Source organism: Sorangium sp. So ce321 (genome assembly GCF_051530195.1).
Lineage (GTDB): Bacteria > Myxococcota_A > Polyangia > Polyangiales > Polyangiaceae > Sorangium.
Map to the genome: position 1 here is coordinate 12,062,143 of NZ_CP150329.1, position 16,357 is coordinate 12,078,499.

Genomic DNA, 16,357 nt, shown 5'->3' on the forward strand with positions numbered 1-16,357 from the left:
GAGCCCGCGCGGTTGCAACCCCGGCGATGCCTTGGTACGCACGTCGGCGTGCCGAGTGCAGTACCCCAGAACCCGCTCGAGGCATCCGGGGCACCGGACGCCGCGGACCGCTCCGAGGAGCGGGACGGAGCGAACGGAGCCGACGGGAGCGCGGCGGAGCCCGGCGCCGCCGCCTCGCAGGACACGCCGCGCGCGGACCGCGCGGACATCGAGCGCAGCAGCGCCGCCGAGGACGTGACGGACGACGCGCTCGACGCGTCCGGCAGGCCTGCCGCGCCGCAGCTGGCCGCGCCGCTGCCGAGCCATCGCCGCGGCGAGAGCGCCCCGGCCGCGCCCTGGTCGCGCAGCGGCGATCCGCGCGCGCGCACCGCGCCGACGTGGGCGCAGCTGCCTCCTCCTTCTTCTCGCGGGCGCGGGGCAGCGCCCTGGTCGCGCGGCAGCGAGCCGCGCGGACAGACCCCGCGGACGCCGTCGCTCGTCGAGGGGCCCTACGCGGGCTCCGGCTCGGTGGACGGCCCGCGCCTGCCACCTGGCCTCGGCCGGCCCCCGGCCGGGCCGCACCTCTCGCCGCGCATGACCGCGGTCTTCGGCGGCATCTTCGGTCTCGCCACGCTCACCTCGCTCATCGCCCTGCTGATCCAGGGCGTCCCGGTGCGCGACGAGCGCGCGCTGGTCGCGGCGAGCCCGACGAGCTCGGCCGGGGGCACGGAGGAGGGCGCGAAGCCCTCCGCGGCGCCCGAGCTGAAGGCCAAGAAGCGCAGCCCGCTGCCTGGCCCGTGGCGGGCCTCCGAGCTCGCGAAGGATCCGTCCGTGCTCATGGCGAGCGACGTGATGGACCGCCGGTCGTTCATCACGGCCCTCGCCGACAAGGGCGTCCCGAAGGCGCAGGTCTACCGGATCATGAAGGCCTTCGACGGCCTGCGGAAGTTCGACAAGTGCGGCCGCAAGGACCGGTTCACCGTCGCGATGGACCGCTCCACGCGCCGCGTCCGCGCCTTCGAGTACGAGGTCTCGTCGAGCGAGATCTACCAGGCGAGGGAGGACGCGGCCGGGCTGCTCTCGGGCACCACGCTCGACATGAAGATCGCCGAGGAGGAGGTCGTCGCCGCCTTCTATGTCGGGAAGGACCTCGCCAGCGCGTACCAGTCGGGGGGCCTCGAAACAGGCGTGCTCGACGTGATCGACGAGGCGCTCAGCGGGCGCATGTCGACCGAGAGCTTCGAGGAAGGGAGCACCGTCCGGCTGATCGCCATGGAGGAGACGGCGCTCGGGATGTTCTCCCGGTACAAGAAGATCGTCGCGCTCGAGTACCGGCCGGCAGATCCCGCCGAGAAGCCGCTGCGCATCTACGACTTTAAGGGGCAGGAGGCCCGCGGCTACTTCGATGAGCGCGGCCGCCAGCCGCACGCCGGCGGCTGGCGCTCGCCGGTCCCTGGCGCGCCGGTGACCTCGAAGTTCAACCCGAACCGGATGCATCCGGTGCTGAAGAAGAGGATGCCCCACAACGGCACGGACCTCGGCGCGCCCATGGGAACGCCGGTGTACTCGGCTTACCGCGGCGTGGTCGAGTGGGTCGGCCCTGCGGGTCCGAGCGGGAACCTCGTCACCATCGCGCACGCGAACGGCATCAGCACCGGCTACGCCCACCTGTCGAGGTATGCCCCCGGCATCAAGACCGGCATGAAGGTCGGGACCCATCAGCTCGTCGGCTACGTGGGGTCGACCGGCCGCTCGACGGGCCCGCACCTCCACTTCAGCGCCAAGAAGGACGGCAAGTACTTCGACGCCGAGACGCTCCAGCTCGACGGAGAGCGCGTGATGCCCGGCATCGATCGCGCGGCGTTCGCCGCGGCGAAGGAGGCCCTCGACAGACGGCTCGACGCCATCCCGCTGCCCGAGCCGCCGCCCGAGCCGGTGAAGCCAGAGGCGGTCGCGGAGCCCACCGCTGCGCCGCCCGCAGCTGCCGGCAGCGACACGGCGGTCCCGGCGGCGCCCGAGGTCGGTCCGAGCGGACCGACCGAGCCTGAAGCGCAGCCGCCGCAGGGCGCCGGGGATGATGAGGGCGAGCTCATCGAGGGCGCCGACCTCAAGAATCCATCAGAAACGATGTGACATCGAGCGGGCCGGGCGGTCCGCTCGAAGACATCGAGCCGGCCGGGCGGTCCGCTCGAAGACACCGAGCCGGCCGGGCGGTCCGCTCGAAGACACCGAGCCGGCCGGGCGGTCCGCTCGATGGGACCGCGGGCGCGCGAAAGCCCGGGGGCTGCCCCCTCGCGTCCGCCAGCGTCGTCGCGAACGGCCGATGAAGAGAACATCGAGGACGCCGGGCGATACGCCCTTGCGTCGTCGGGCTCGTCGAGGACGACCAACGACAAAAAGCACCAAGGACGCCGAGGGATTCTGCCCTCGCGTCCTCGGTGTCCTTGCCATGGCGTCCGCCCCGAGGGCAGAAGCCGCGACCTGCTAGCGCTTCGAGTACTGGAAACGCTTGCGGGCGCCGGGCTGGCCGTACTTCTTGCGCTCCTTCTTGCGCGCGTCGCGCGTGAGGAAGCCAGCGCGCTTCAGCGACGACCTGCGCTCCGGATCGAGCTCGCAGAGGGCGCGCGCGATGCCGTGCCGCATCGCCTCGGCCTGGGCGCTGTGGCCGCCACCGACCACCGTCGCGTTGACGTCGAACTGCTCGAGCAGCTCCAGCAGCTCCAGCGACTGCCGCATCACCATGCGCGAGGTCTCGCGGACGAAGTACTCGTCGGCGGGACGCTTGTTCACCTTGATGGTGCCGGTGCCCGGCGAGAGGAAGACGCGCGCGACCGCGGTCTTACGCTTACCAGTGGCGTACGTTCTCGTTTCCGTCATGGCTTTGCTCAGCTGTAGCTAAGGGGCTGCGGCTTCTGCGCCGCGTGGGGGTGATCGGGACCGGCGTAGACCTTGAGCTTGGTGAGGAGCTCTCGCCCGAGCACGTTCTTCGGGAGCATGCCCTTCACGGCCTTCTGGATGGGGAGCTCCGGCTTGCGCTCGAGCAGGTGACCGTACGGCTCGGAACGGAAGCCGCCCGGCTCGCCGCTGTGCCGCACGTAGTTCTTCTGCTGGAGCTTGCGACCCGTCAGAAGGACCTTCTTGGCGTTCACGACGATCACGAAGTCGCCGGTGTCGACGTGCGGCGTGAACGTGGGCTTCGTCTTGCCGCGCAGCACCATGGCGATGCGGCTGGCAAGGCGGCCGAGGGGCTTGCCTTCCGCGTCGATCACCCACCACGTACGCTCGTTGCGGGCCTCCGCAGGCTTGGCGGAAAAGGACTTGGGCTGAGGATTCATTGGGCGAAAAACTCCGGAAGGGCGCCTGCCAAAAAGGGGCGCAACTTCTACAAGGCGGCCCTCCGCCTGTCAAGCGTCTCTGGTTTCTGATGGACCATCGTCTCCCCGAGGGGGGTGGTCAAGCATGCCGGTCCGCGACCTGGCCGTTGTTTCGTTCTGCTCGTTCTACCTGCTGCTCGTTCTGCGCCGCTCTGTCCGCCTGGTGAGCCCGGCCCGCTGAGGCTTCTTCTGCGCTTGCTGGCCGTGTTTGCCCGCTCTTCATCCGGTCATCGGGCCTTGCAAGGCAGAGCGCGATCCCCCCGGTGCACCCCCGCGCCCTGCGCGGTGTCACCGCCGGCAGGATCTCCCGCCGTTCGGGGCGCCCTCAGCCTCGGCCGAGGAGGCGGAAGCTCGACTTCCGTTGGAGGCCGCTGCCCGGCGGCCTCGTCAGGAGAGGAAGTCCTGCGGGCTCCTTCTCGAGAAGCTCACGACCAGGAATCGACCGACTGCTCGGTCCAGCGGAGAGGGCGGGATTCGAACCCGCGGTACGTTTCCGTACACACGATTTCCAGTCGTGCACCTTCGACCACTCGGTCACCTCTCCCGATACTTCTTCGACGCGCGCCTCGCTTCTGCCGTACCTACGCCGCTCGCGAGGGAGCGGGCGGTCGGAGCCCACCTGGTTCAACTGGGGCAAGCAGCCAAGCGTAGCGGAGAGAGCGGGATTCGAACCCGCGGTACCCTTGCGGGTACACCTGATTTCGAATCAGGCACCTTCGGCCTCTCGGTCACCTCTCCGCGGGCGAACATGGCAAAGTGAGGCCGGTCGGTCAAGCATCTCCTGACCATCGGCGATCCGGAGGCGCGCTTTCGCTGCCGGAGCCCTTCGCCGGCAGGCCGGCGCCCTCCGGGGTCGCCTCGCGATCGCCCTCGGAGAAGAGCTCGCGCCCGCGGGTCGCCGGGCTGCCCGGCTCACCCGACGCGCGCGGTTCGCCCTCGCGCTCGGCCCTGAGCGCGGCGCGCGCCGCCGGCGTGCCCGCGCGCGGGAGCCGGATGACGAAGCGCGCGCCGCCGAGCGGCGACTCGAGCACATCGATGGTGCCGCCGTGGTCGACGACGATCTTCTTCACGATGCTCAGGCCGAGCCCGGTGCCGTCGTACCGCGTCGTGACGTAGGGATCGAACACCGAGTCGCGCACGGCGGGATCGATGCCGGGGCCGTCGTCGTCGACCGCGATGAGGTAGCTCTGCCCCTCGGTCCGCGCCGAGACGCGGACCTTGCCCCAGACGGCGGCGCCAGGGCGCTCTGCTGCTCGGCCGCCGGGCGCCGCCCGCTGCGCGTCGCGCAGCGCCTGCGCCGCGTTGCGCACGATGTTGCCGAGCGCGCGGCGGAGCATCTCCCGATCGAGCGCGGCCGGCATCGGGGCGTCCGGCACGTGAAACTCGAGATCGACGCGCCCGAACAGCGCCTCGTCCGAGGCGTGCTCTCGCCCCGCCTCCTCGACCGCCGCGAAGCGCTCGCCCTGCTCCCGCAGGAACTCCGCGAGGTCCGAGGGCTCGAGCTCGGCCTGCGGCAGCCGCGCGAAGCTCGAGAACTCGCCGACGAGCCGGCGCAGCGTGCCGACCTCCTCCTCGACGACCTCCAGCGTCGTCTGGAGCAGGCGCTGGTAGGCCGGGTCGCTGCCCGCATACCGGCGGTGGCACTCCTCGACCGCGAGCTGGATGGGGGTCAGCGGGTTCTTGATCTCGTGCGCGAGGTGCCGCGCCATCTTCTGCCACTCGCCCATGCGCTTCAGGAACTCGATCCGCGCGCGGCTGCCCTCGAGCTCCTCGAGCATCCGATCGAAGGCGCGGCCGAGATCGGCGACCTCGTCGTTGCCCTGGAGCGCCACGCGCACCGAGAGATCGCCCTCCGCGACGGGCCGCGTCGCGGCGGCCAGGCGCGCGATGCGGTCGACCACCGGGCGCGCCACGAGCACGCCGGCGAGGACGGCGAGGACGATCGTCGCGCCGAGCAGCGCGGCGAAGGCGTCGCCGTAGCTCTCGTCGAGGTACTCCTTCCGGTGCTCCCGCTCGATCGCGCGGTACGCCTGCGCGAACGCCTGCGCCTCCTGGAGCTCGTCGAAGCGGGCGCTCGGCGCGGCGAACGTCGCGACGAGCGCCCTCGCGTCGCCGTCGCACGCGGCGTCCTCGAGCGCGGGCTCGCCGGGCGAGCCCGCGGCGCGCTCGATCGGCCTGCGCACGGTGAGCGTCTTCTCGCGCGCCGGGTCGACCGGGCGGCCGCGCTCCCGCGCGCCGACGAGCTCGCCCCCGCACCGCTCGACGCGGAGGGAGACCAGCGCCGGGTGGGCCGCGACGAGGCGCGCGAGCTCGGCCCCGAGGCGCGGCTCGTCGCCGGCGAAGGCGCGCTGGCGCAGCGGGTCCGCCGCGGCGATCGCCTCGGCCTCGAAGCGCATGCCCTGCTTGATGGCGGCGGCCAGCTCGGCGTACACGCCGAGCGCCCTGTCCAGGTGGACGCCGAACTCGGGCTGGAACGCCGTCGCCGACACCCGCGCGATCACCGTCCTGGCGACGACGATGCTCGCGACCAGCGGGATCAGCGCGGTCACGAGGATGGCCGCGACGACCCGCCGCTCCGTTCTGCCGGGGATGCGCATGCGCGCAGCATAGCCGCGGCCCGGATCGGGCGCGCTGGCCTGGGCGCGGGCCGCCCGCGAAGGTCGCGCCCGTGCGGTGAGGCCGCGCCCGTGCGGTGAGGAGGCCCGCTCGCCGTGTCGGAGCAGCCCTCCTGGCGAGAGGAGCCGCTACTCGACCGTGACGGTCTTCGCGAGGTTGCGCGGCTGGTCGACGTCGTTGCCCTTCAGGTTGGCGACGTAATAGGCGATGAGCTGGAGCGGGAGCACCGTGAGGAGCGGCCCCACCTCGTCCGGCACCTTGGGGATCCAGACGTGGTGCTGGGCGATCTCCAGGATCGCCTCGTCGCCCTTCGTCGCGATCGCGAAGACCTGCCCCTCGCGCGCCCGGACCTCCTGCAGGTTGGAGAAGGTCTTGTCGTAGTGCGCGTCGCGCGGGCAGACGACGATCACGGGGAGATCCTCGTCGATGAGGGCGATCGGCCCGTGCTTCATCTCGCCGGCCGCGTAGCCCTCCGCGTGGGCGTACGAGATCTCCTTGAGCTTGAGCGCGCCCTCGAGCGCGATGGGGAAGCCGAGGCCGCGCCCGAGGAAGAGGACGTCCTTGGCGTGGACGAGGCGCTTCGCGATCGCGTGCACGTAGTCGGCGTCGCCGAGCACCTCGCGCATGTGGCTCGGGATCTCCCAGAGGGCCTGGAGGATCTCGCGCCCGCGATCCGCCGACAGCGAGTCGCGGCGGCGGCCGAGGTAGACCGCGAACAGGAGCAGCGCGGCGAGCTGCGTGGTGAACGCCTTGGTCGAGGCGACGCCAATCTCGGGGCCCGCGTGCGTGTAGAGCGCGCCGTCGGAGAGGCGCGGGATCGCGCTGTCGAGCACGTTGCAGAGCGCCAGCACCTTGGCGCCCTGCGCCTTCGCGGCCTTGAGGGCCGCGATCGTGTCGGCGGTCTCGCCCGACTGGCTGATGGCGATCACGAGGTCGTCGGGGAAGAAGATCGGCTCGCGGTAGCGGACCTCGCTCGCGAGCTCGACCACCGTGGGGACGCGGGCGAGCTGCTCGATCCAGTAGCGCCCCGCGATCCCGGCGTGGTGGCTCGTGCCGCACGCGACGATGTAGACGCGGCGCAGCTCCTTCGCGAACTCGGGCGTGACGCCCATCTCGGTCGCGTGCACGTCGCCGGCGGCGAGATCGATCCTGCCGCGCAGCGTCGCCTCGACGACGTCGGGCTGCTCGTGGATCTCCTTCAGCATGAAGTGCTTGTAGCCGCCGCGCTCCGCCTGGACGGGGCTCCAGTCGATGCGCTTCACGCGCCGCTCGACCTTGTCGCTGCTGGCCACGGTCTCGATGCGGACGCCGGTCGCGCGCAGCTCGACGATGTCGCCGTCCTCGAGGAAGATCATGTCGCGGGTGTGCGAGAGCAGCGCGGGGATGTCGCTGCCGCACAGCATCTCGTTCTCGCCGGTGCCGACGACGAGCGGCGAGCCGTACCGGGCGGCGACGATGACGCCGGGCTCATCGCGCGAGACGACCGCGATCGCGTAGGCGCCGTGGACCTGGCGGAGCGACCCGCGCACCGCCTCGAAGAGCGACTTCGCGCCCTTCTGGAGCTCGCGGTGAACGAGGTGAGCGACGATCTCGGTGTCCGTGTCGGAGAGGAACTTGACGCCCTGGCTCTCCAGCTGCTGGCGGATGGAGACGTGGTTCTCGATGATGCCGTTGTGAACGACGGCCACCGGACCGGCGGAGTGCGGGTGGGCGTTCACCTCGCTCGGGCGGCCGTGCGTCGCCCAGCGCGTGTGGCCGATGCCGGTGGTGCCGTCGAGGGTCCTCTTCTCGAGCGCCTCGCTGAGCTTGACCAGCTTGCCAAGCGTCCGGACGATCTCGATGCCCTTGCCGTCATGAATGGCAATGCCGGCCGAGTCGTAGCCCCGATACTCCAGCTTGCGCAGCCCTTCGACGATGATCGGCGCCGCCTTCTTTGACCCAACGTATCCGACGATCCCGCACATGCTCGCCTCGTTCAGGTAATGCCCGCGCGCGCCTACGCGTGCCGCGGAAAAGTTAACGTTACTCCTGGTACTGAGAGCTGGCAGAAAAAACTGAGCTCCCTGGCACTGGACGCCGCGTCGACCGCGCGAAGGTCACAGCCAGGACGAATGCTATCGATGCCGTGATCGCGGCGACGCCGAACGTGAGGGAGCCGCCCCCGCGCTTGTAGAGCTCGCCCCAGGCGAGCATTCCGATGACGGATCCCGCCCCGGCGCTGGCCGAGAAGAGCCCCTGCGCGGTGGCGAGGACCTGAGGCGGGGCGCGATCTCGCGTGTAAGCGATCGACGCGACCCACATCATCCCGAACGAGACGGCGTGGAGCGGCTGGATGGCGAGCAAGGCGGGCCACCAGCGCACGCTGGAGAGCAGCGCCCACCGGAGCGCGGCGCCGGCGAAGGCGAAGGCGAGCAGCGTGGGCGGCGCGAACCGCTGGAGCAGGGGGCCAGAGAACGCCATGAGCGCGATCTCGGCAGCGACCCCGACGGCCCACGCGACCCCCACCAGCGACTCGGGGAAGCCGGTGTCGCGGAGGTGCAGCGTGTAGCAGAGGTCGTACGAAGAGTTCGCGCTCTGGGCCAGGAACGACGCCGCGAGGAACAGGCGGAAGTCGCGGCTCTGGAGGAGGGCACGAGCGCGCTGCCGCACCGAGCTCCCGGCGTCGGGCGCCTGCGCAGCGGCCTCGCCGCGCTGCTGGCCGGGCCGCCGGAAGGGCACCTCGCCGCGCGCCGGCAGCAGCCACGAGACGATGAACGCGGCCAGCAGCGCGGCGGTCATCACGGCGGGGAACGCCTCCGGCCGCGCCGGATCGATGAGCGCCCCGCCGGCGATCGCCATCAGCGCGAAGCTGATCGATCCCCACAGCCTGAGCCTGCCGTACGCGATGCCGGAGCTCATCGACGCGTCCATCGCGACGACGTCGGCCATCATGAACATCGGCGCGCGGAAGAACGCGAACGCGAGCGCCGCGAAGAAGAGACCGCCGAAGCCGAGCGCGACGCCCAGCGCCGACGAGAGCGCGAGCAGCGCGAACACGGCGAGGGCGCCGGCGCAGGCCGCGCGGATCAGCCACACCCGCACGCCGAGCGCGTCGGCGAGGAAGCCGAACACCGGGGGAGCGACGAGGCCCATCGCCGGGAGCGTCGCCGCGATCGCCCCCATCGCGAGGCCGCGGACCTCGCGCGCCTGTAGCCAGCTCGGGAAGAGCGGCAGGTACACGCCGAGGACGGCGAAGATGCCGAAGTAGTAGAGCGATATCGCCCGGGGAGATGGTTTGAGCTGCAAAGGAAGGACAGGTGGCATCGGCGGCGTGCTGCTGCGCCCGGAGCGCGAGGGGCGCCCAGCGTGACGGTCTCTGACGCTCGCGCGACGCAGGGGCAAGCTGCCTGGGCCTGATCGCGATGGCGGTCGCGAAGGTGGTGCTCCGCGACGGCGCGGCGGCCGGTGCCGAGGTGACGGTCGACGAGGCGGAGGCCTCGACCGAGTACCAGCTACCGCGGCGCCCAGAGCTGAGGGGACTGGCCGCCGCCGAGCGGCGGCGCACAAACGAAAACGGCGGCGCCCCCGGAAAGAGGCGCCGCCGCACCCAACGTCGACCTGGCTCGGCCTAGTACCGGTCGCCGCCGCCGCGACCACCACGGCCGCCGCGACCACCACCGCCGCCGCCGCGACCACCGCCGCCGCCGCCGCCGCCGTAACCGCCGCCGCCGCCGCCGCGACCACCGCCGCCGCCGCCGCCGCCGTAACCGCCGCCGCCGCCGCCGCCGTAACTGCCGCCGCCACCACCGCCGCGCTGGACCCGCTCCTCCGCCTCGTTCACGCGAAGCGGACGGCCGTCCATCATGGCGCCGTTCATCTGCTCGATCGCCTGCTGGGCCTGCTCAGGCGTGCCCATCGTGACGAACCCGAAACCTCGCGACTGCCCGCTCTCGCGGTCGGTCACGATATGCACGTCCGTCACCTCGCCGCCAGTCGCGGCAAATGCAGCCTGCACGGAGGCCTTGGTGGCGGAGAAGGGGAGATTACCAACGTAGAGGCGAGTACCCATGACACTGATTCACTTCACGGCTCTGCGAGATGTCAGCTTCGGTGCCGAACAATGCCCTGCCGTCCCGATGGAGCCGTGGGGGATCGAGGGAGGGCGGCGCTGGGGAGGAGCCCCCGATGCGCCACACGTTGCGTCGTCCAGTCCGCGATCAATCCGCGATCCCCGAGAAGAGAAGCGTCGTGTCGAGTGCCAGTGACGTTCGTGACCAGCCGATAGTAACCAAATGTCCCCTCGGCGCAAGCGCTCGAAGCAGCCTCCATCGTCGCGCCGGCCGCCGGGACGTCCCGAACGCCTGCCCCACGGTCGCGCCTGCCTCCGCGGGGCTCCGCGCCGGCCCCGCCTCGCGCTGCGCCGGGCCGCGTCAGCGCCTGGCCGAACGGCGGAACGTGGCGCCGAGATCCCACCCCTCGCCGGTCGCGGCGCGGGCGAGCGCGATGTCCGGCATCACGCCGCCCGCGATCCGGACCTCGGCGATCACACCGAGGCGGAGCGTCGCGGTGAGCGAGCGCGGCGCGGCGGTGGGCGCGAGCCGCGGCGGGTGACGGGCGAGGTCGAGGGCACGGCTGCGGCTGTCGGCGGTCGCGAGCGCGAGCAGCGCGTTGAGGGGCCCCGGGCCGAGCGGGCGCACGAGCTCGATCGCGAGGGTCGCCGTGCCGCGGGCGCGGCGGCGCCCGAGCTCCGCCCGAGGTACGGGCTCTGCCGTGACCTCGTGCCCGGGCCGCGAGAGGATCGGCGCGACCGCCTCGGCGACCTCGACGAGGTGCGCGGCAGACTCATCCACGAGCAGCTCCGCCGGGGGGCCGCCCCACGCGGGATCGCCGTGCGCCTTGGGGAGGCCGACCAGGCCGAGGTGCGCGAGGCGCTCGGGGGGCAGCGCATCGACGAGCCGCTGCGCGACCCCGGGCTGGCCGAAGAGGCCGGCGTCGGGGCTCGTGGTGAGCACGATCCACCCGGCGACGCCCAGATCGAACCGGACGGCGCCGCGGCGGTTCGTGTGCAGCCCGGCGCCGAGCCAGCCGAGGTCGTCGCGCTCGGTCTCGAACGCGCGGAGCGAGGTCGTCAGGTCCTCGGAGCGGATCACGTCGATCGCGTCGAGGAAGGCGGCGCCGCGCGCGGCGACGTCGTTGCGCGTCAGCGTGATCTGCCGCGGGCCGAGGTCGGCCCGGAACGCGCCGGTGCCGTCCGGCGCCGCAGGATCGAAGCTGCGCGGCAGGAGCGCGACCAGGGGCGACGCGAGCGCGCGGGCGACGCGGCCCGGGTCCGCGCGCGGGAACACGGCGGCGAGCGGATCCTTCGGGTGGCGCTCGGGCCTCGGGACCTCGGCGAGGGCGGCGGCCGCGCCGCGGGCGCGGGCGCGCTCGACCGAGCTCACGATGTCGCGGCCGTCGAGCTTGACGAGGCGCGCGGTGCGCAGCCCCTCGCGCAGGCGCACGACCGCGGCGTCGCCGTCGCGGGACGGCAGCGCGGACGCCAGCGTCGGGTACGGGTTCCCGGACGCGTCGGTCCCGTAGAGGCTGTCGGCGATCGCCGGCGCGAACAGGGCCGCGGCCGGGTCGCTCAGGTCGTGCGGATCGAGCGAGCTCGTCGGCCACGGGAGGTGCATCGAGACGCGACCGCCGAGCGGCGTGCGCCCCATGGCGCTGGCGCGGCGGGGGAGGGCGGCGGCGCCGAGCAGCGCGCCGGCGCCGCCGAGGAAGGCGCGGCGCGCGAGCGCCCGGCTCACCGCACCACCCAGATCTCGTCGGCCGTCGCGACCGCGAAGGGGGCACGCCCTGCCCCGTCGGGCGGACAGACCGCGAGGGCGCGCACCCCCGCCGGCGCCGGCAGGCGCAGGACCTCCTCGAGCGCCGCGCGGTCGGGGGCGCCCTCGCGGCGCCGCCACGACCAGACCACGACCGCGTCCTCGAGCGGATCCAGCACGTCGAGGCTGGCGAGCAGCTCGGGCTGTCCATCCTGATCGAGATCGCCGATCGCGAGCTGCGCCCCGGCGCTGCCCACCGGCCTGCGTCGTCCCGCGCTGTCCCGGAGCTCGACGGCGCCGCGCTCGCGCGTCGCCCAGACCGTGAACGGCTCACCCCGCGCGGACAGGAGCCGCGCCGACGCGAGCGCGTCGTACCGGCCGGCCAGCGCCGGGGTCGCCGGCGGCGGATCCGCCGAGGCGCACGGCCCGAGCGGGCCGGTGAGCAGCGGCCCCCACGTCGTCGCGCACGCGGAGCCGCCCGCGTCCGGGACCGCGAGCCCGGGGAGCTCCGCGAGAGCCTGGAGCTTGCCGTCGAAGCGGATGCTGCGCGCGCGATCGCTGAGCCCCACGTCGGCGTACGGCGGCAAGGGCTCGCCGTCCCGCTCGCGCTCGACGAGCGTCGCGAACGCGAGCGGCTCGCGGAGCGGCGACGGGTGCACCCCGACGACGTCCGGCCAGGAGCGCGACGAGAGCGGCACGACCCGGCCGGCGCGCAGGCGGAGCGTCGTCACGCGGCGGCGGCTCACGCTGAGGATCTCGAGCGAGCCGTCGGCGTCGAGATCACCGCACGCGAGCGCGACCACGTCACCCTCGAAGTTCTTCGCGCGATCGACCCGGGCGGCGACGAGCGGGATGGGCGCGAGGAAGCTGCGGATCTCCGCGTCGATGGGCACCTCGGCGTAGGCGTGGGCGATGGGCCCCGGCTCGGGATCGCGGATGCGCGCCCAGACGGTGCGGGGCACCGGGTACACGTCGGCGGTGACGCGCAGGCGCCCCGCCGCGATCTCGACGGCGAGGTGGACGAGCGCCCCGTCGTCGCGCGCGGCCTCGCGCGCGAGCGGCAGCGGGATCGGGTCCTTCTGAGCGCGCGCGGAGGCGCCGAGCTTGCCGGCGAGCTGGGCCGCGAGCGCGGCCGCGAGCTGCGCGCCGCGCGGCGCCGGCGCGTCGGAGACCAGCGGCGCGGCGGCGACGAGCGCGCGGCCGGTCACGGGCTCGAGCGAGCGCGCGAGCGCGTCGACGGCGCGGGCGACAGCCGGGCGTGGCGGCCGCGGAGCCGGCGCAGCCGGGCGCGGCGGAGCGGCCGCGGGCGGAGGCGACGGCTGCGCTGCGGCAGGGCGCGCGAGCGCGAGGAGAGCGAGCAGGAGGAGACGCCGGGGCGACAACGCGGTGATGTTACGCGCGTCGGTGGGCCCGGGGCCAGAGCCGCAGCCCCGCCGGCACCACGAGGAGCGCGACGACGAGGCCCACGGCGCTGCCGAGCGCCCCGACGCGGCCGAGATCGCGGAGGCCGTCGAACCTGCAGAACGCGAGCGCGGAGAAGCCCGCGGCCGTGGTCAGCGCGGTCGCCGCGATGGCCGGCCCCTCGTGGCGCAGCGTCTCGCGGATCACCGCGTCGCCACCCCCCGCGGCCTCGATGCTCCGGGCGCGATGGAGCAAGAACATTCCCTCGTCCACGGTGATCCCGAGCAGCACCGGGATGACGAGCGCGTCGTACGCGTGCAAGGGGATGCCGAGCGCCCGGATCAGCAGGAGGACGAGGGAGATCTCGGAGGCGACGACGAGCGCGGCCAGCGCGATGTCGCGCGCGCTGCGGAGCGAGGCCGAGAGCGCCAGCAGCACGAGCGCGCCCGCGACGAGCCCGATCCGCGGCATGTCATGCGCGAGCGTCTCGCGGAGCGACGCCTCGAGCCGGGTGTAGCCGGTGAGCATGGCCCGCGGATCCTCCTCCCGGATCGCGCGCTCGATCCGCTCGACCGAGCCGGCCTCGCGGGGCCGCACGTACAGCGCGACGAGCGCGTCGCCGCCTTCCGCCCCGAGGTAGCGCGAGAGCAGGATGGACGCGGGGCCGCGCTCGAGATCGGACAGCGCCACCTCTTGCCGCGGCGGGGCGCGCATCCCGTCGAGCACCGCCGAGAAGCGCTCGGGGGCGAAGCCCGTGTCGCGGAGCGCCCGCGCGAGCTCGTCGGCCTTGCCCGGCAGGTCGAGCGCGTCGCGCGCGGCGAACCGCTCGGCCTGGGTCGAGGCGGCGGGCGCGAGCGCGGTGAGCGCGTCGACGGCCTCCACGTCGGCCTTCATCGCGGCGAGGCGCTCCGCGATCCGGTCGGCGCGCGCGCGGGCGCGCTCCTGCTCGCCGTCCGCGAGGAGCACCACCCACTGCCCGCGCCGCCCGCCGAAAGCGTCGAAGATCGCCTGCTGCACCTTGAGGGGCTCGAGCTCGGCGGGCCTGATCGCGACGATGGCCTCGGCGAGCGGCGGCGCCGCGCCGAAGGCGACCGCCGCGACGGGGAGCGCCGCGAGCGCGGCGACGGCGAGCGCGCGGCCCCGGGTGCGGGTGAGCCGGTAGAGGCCCTCGGGCCAGCGCGCCGGCGCCTCGGGCGGCGGGGTCCCGCGCTCGAGCCACGCACCGACGGCGGGCGTCACGACGACGATCGCGATCGCCGTGAGCACCTCGCCCGCGGCGCACAGGAGACCGAGCTGCCGGAGCGCGTTGATGTCCGACAGCGCGAGGGCCCCGAAGGCCGCCGCCGCGGTGACCGCGGCGACGAGCACCGCGCGCGACGTCCGCGCCCTCGCGGCGCGCCCCGCCGCCTCGGGATCGAGGCCCTCGCGCCGCGCCTCGAGCAGCGCGGCGTAGACATGGACGCCGGTGTCGACGCCGACGCCGACGACCACCGACATGAAGGCGACCGCGATCGCGCTGAGGCCGCCCGGGAGCGCCGTCGCGAGCCCCGCGGTCCAGACCGTGCCGAGCACGAGCGGCGGCATCACCGCGGCGAGCGCGCGCAGGCGGCGGAAGAGCAGCGCGAACACGGCGGAGGCGAGCAGCATCGAGAGCGACCCCGAGACGGCGAGGTCGCGCGTGAGCATCTCCTCGGTGGCCGCGGCGATGGCGTGCCCGCCGGTGAGCCCGAGCGCGATCTTCGGGTGCGCCGCGCGGACGGCGCCGAGCACGGCGTTCGCGTCGGCGACGAAGGCGCGCGCGTCGGCGCCGCGGAGCGCCTGCCCGGCCGGCTGCACGAGGACGAGGTGCACCTTGCCGTCGTCCGTGGCGAAGGCGCCGTCCGCCTGCGTGCGCACCCCGGATCCGATGTCCGCGGACTCGAAGACGAGCTGCGAGAGCCGCAGCGGGTCGGCCGCGATCGCCTCGGCCGCGGCGCCGCCGCCCGGCGCGAGCAGCATGGCGCGCGTCTCCGCGAGGCGCTCCCGCATGCCCTCGGGTGTGAGGGCGGCGGCGAGCCGCTCTCGTACACGCGCGTCCGCGTGCCGGAAGGCGAGCCACGGGTCGAGCGCGCGCGCGACCTCGATGCGGTCGGCGGCGCGCTGCACGGTCGGGCGCGCCGACAGGGCCCGCGCGATCTCCGCGGCGACGGCGGCGTTCTCGTCGGGGTCGTCCCCCTTGACCATCACGACGCCGAGGTCGCCGCCGCCGAACCCGCGCACGTACCGGCGCAGCGCCGCGGCGTCCCCGCGCTCGGGCAGGAGCGAGGCGACGTTCGGCTCGAGCTGCAGCCGCAGCGTCACGGCGGCGAAGGCGGCGAGCGTCAGCGCCGCGAGGGCGATCGCGACGGCGAGGCGGAGCGGCCGGCGCGGGGGGCGCGCGCGAGCCGGCGATGACGGAGGGGGCGCTGCCATGGCGGGGCCGGACGGAGCTCGGCGCCGCTCCTCTACCCTCACCCCCGCCTCGCCGCGAGGACATCCACGCGGACCGCGATCCAGGGCCGACAGCCCTTGCGCCCGCCACCGCGCCGATTCATCCCGGCGGCATGGATCTCCCCCCGATCGTCCTCGCAGGCCGAGCCGTCCTGCGGAAGCCCGCCGCGCCCGTCCCGCCCGAGGAGATCGGGACCAAGCAGCTCAAGCAGCTCGTCTCGACGATGGTCTCCGTGATGCGCAAGGCGCCCGGCGTGGGGCTCGCGGCGCCGCAGATCGGCGTCGGCCAGCAGGTCATCGTGCTCGAGGACAGCGAGGAGCTGATGTCCCGCCTCACACCGGGCCAGCGCGCCGAGCGCGGTCGCGTGCCCTTTCCGCTCAGGGTGATCATCAACCCGACGCTGAAGGTCCTCGCGCCGCCGCTCTCGAGCGTGGCCGGGGCCGGGCGCGCGACGTTCTTCGAGGGCTGCCTCAGTGTCCCGGGCTACATGGCGCTGGTCGAGCGCGATCTCTCGGTCGAGGTGAGCGGCGTGGACGAGGACGGCAGGGAGGTCCGCTGGGAGGCGACCGGCTGGCCCGCCCGGATCCTCCAGCACGAGGTCGATCACCTCCGCGGCACGCTCTACGTCGATCGCATGATCTCGCGCTCCTTGTGCAGCAACGAGGAGGCGAAGCTGCTGCTCAGCCAGTCCGTCGCGGAGGTGCGGGCCGCGCTCGGCGCGTGACGCC

The 16,357-nt window shown here is 73.8% G+C and carries 11 protein-coding genes and 2 tRNA genes; 2 read left to right on the top strand and 11 right to left on the bottom strand.

The features are described from left to right. Positions 1-48: 48 nt before the first annotated feature. Positions 49-2,112 carry a peptidoglycan DD-metalloendopeptidase family protein gene (locus WME89_RS44770; RefSeq protein WP_438005678.1) on the top strand — a complete coding sequence of 688 codons (2,064 nt, stop codon included), beginning with the start codon at positions 49-51 and terminating at the stop codon, positions 2,110-2,112. Between the two features lie 351 nt (positions 2,113-2,463). On the opposite strand, the gene rpsI is transcribed toward WME89_RS44770, so the two are convergent. The 11 genes from rpsI to WME89_RS44825 form a co-directional block, all read right to left on the bottom strand. Beyond that, on the bottom strand, positions 2,464-2,856 hold the full coding sequence (rpsI, locus tag WME89_RS44775) for a 30S ribosomal protein S9 (protein ID WP_436620474.1): 393 nt from the start codon (positions 2,854-2,856) through the stop codon (positions 2,464-2,466). 8 nt (positions 2,857-2,864) lie between these two features. Beyond that, on the bottom strand, positions 2,865-3,314 hold the full coding sequence (gene rplM, locus WME89_RS44780; RefSeq protein ID WP_436620473.1) for a 50S ribosomal protein L13: 450 nt from the start codon (positions 3,312-3,314) through the stop codon (positions 2,865-2,867). A 498-nt stretch (positions 3,315-3,812) separates the two neighbouring features. Further along, a tRNA-Ser gene (locus WME89_RS44785) sits at positions 3,813-3,897 on the bottom strand. 107 nt (positions 3,898-4,004) lie between these two features. After that, positions 4,005-4,091, bottom strand: a tRNA-Ser gene (locus tag WME89_RS44790). Between the two features lie 32 nt (positions 4,092-4,123). Continuing rightward, complete coding sequence (locus WME89_RS44795) at positions 4,124-5,950, bottom strand: sensor histidine kinase (RefSeq protein ID WP_438005679.1); 1,827 nt, start codon at positions 5,948-5,950, stop codon at positions 4,124-4,126. A 147-nt stretch (positions 5,951-6,097) separates the two neighbouring features. Then, positions 6,098-7,933: a glutamine--fructose-6-phosphate transaminase (isomerizing) gene (gene glmS / locus WME89_RS44800; RefSeq protein ID WP_438005680.1), complete on the bottom strand. Its 1,836-nt coding sequence runs from the start codon at positions 7,931-7,933 to the stop codon at positions 6,098-6,100. Positions 7,934-7,991: 58 nt separating this feature from the next. Beyond that, entirely contained in the window at positions 7,992-9,272 is a 1,281-nt protein-coding gene (locus tag WME89_RS44805; RefSeq protein WP_438005681.1) for an MFS transporter, read from the bottom strand. 304 nt (positions 9,273-9,576) lie between these two features. Beyond that, the gene (locus WME89_RS44810) at positions 9,577-10,017 is read right to left on the bottom strand and encodes an RNA recognition motif domain-containing protein (RefSeq protein ID WP_437657965.1); all 441 of its coding nucleotides are present in this window, start codon (positions 10,015-10,017) and stop codon (positions 9,577-9,579) included. A gap of 361 nt (positions 10,018-10,378) precedes the next feature. Continuing rightward, positions 10,379-11,740, bottom strand: coding sequence for a hypothetical protein (locus WME89_RS44815; RefSeq protein ID WP_438005682.1), 1,362 nt, complete (start codon positions 11,738-11,740; stop codon positions 10,379-10,381). Then, a complete protein-coding gene (locus tag WME89_RS44820) occupies positions 11,737-13,140 on the bottom strand; it encodes a hypothetical protein (protein WP_438005683.1) in 1,404 nt (467 codons plus the stop codon). Before WME89_RS44820 ends, WME89_RS44815 begins: the two co-directional genes overlap by 4 nt. Positions 13,141-13,150: 10 nt before the next feature. Then, positions 13,151-15,610, bottom strand: a complete 2,460-nt coding sequence (locus WME89_RS44825; RefSeq protein ID WP_438005684.1) for an MMPL family transporter — start codon at positions 15,608-15,610, stop codon at positions 13,151-13,153. A gap of 131 nt (positions 15,611-15,741) precedes the next feature. Here WME89_RS44825 and WME89_RS44830 point away from each other — a divergent pair, with 131 nt between their 5' ends. Then, positions 15,742-16,353, top strand: a complete 612-nt coding sequence (locus WME89_RS44830; RefSeq protein ID WP_438005685.1) for a peptide deformylase — start codon at positions 15,742-15,744, stop codon at positions 16,351-16,353. Positions 16,354-16,357 lie beyond the last annotated feature (4 nt).

Coding starts and splice junctions, on each gene's coding strand:
- rpsI (WP_436620474.1), bottom strand. CDS start 2,856: ATGACGGAAACGAGAACGTACGCCACTGGTAAGCGTAAGACCGCGGTC.
- rplM (WP_436620473.1), bottom strand. CDS start 3,314: ATGAATCCTCAGCCCAAGTCCTTTTCCGCCAAGCCTGCGGAGGCCCGC.
- WME89_RS44795 (WP_438005679.1), bottom strand. CDS start 5,950: ATGCGCATCCCCGGCAGAACGGAGCGGCGGGTCGTCGCGGCCATCCTC.
- glmS (WP_438005680.1), bottom strand. CDS start 7,933: ATGTGCGGGATCGTCGGATACGTTGGGTCAAAGAAGGCGGCGCCGATC.
- WME89_RS44805 (WP_438005681.1), bottom strand. CDS start 9,272: ATGCCACCTGTCCTTCCTTTGCAGCTCAAACCATCTCCCCGGGCGATA.
- WME89_RS44810 (WP_437657965.1), bottom strand. CDS start 10,017: ATGGGTACTCGCCTCTACGTTGGTAATCTCCCCTTCTCCGCCACCAAG.
- WME89_RS44825 (WP_438005684.1), bottom strand. CDS start 15,610: ATGGCAGCGCCCCCTCCGTCATCGCCGGCTCGCGCGCGCCCCCCGCGC.
- WME89_RS44830 (WP_438005685.1), top strand. CDS start 15,742: ATGGATCTCCCCCCGATCGTCCTCGCAGGCCGAGCCGTCCTGCGGAAG.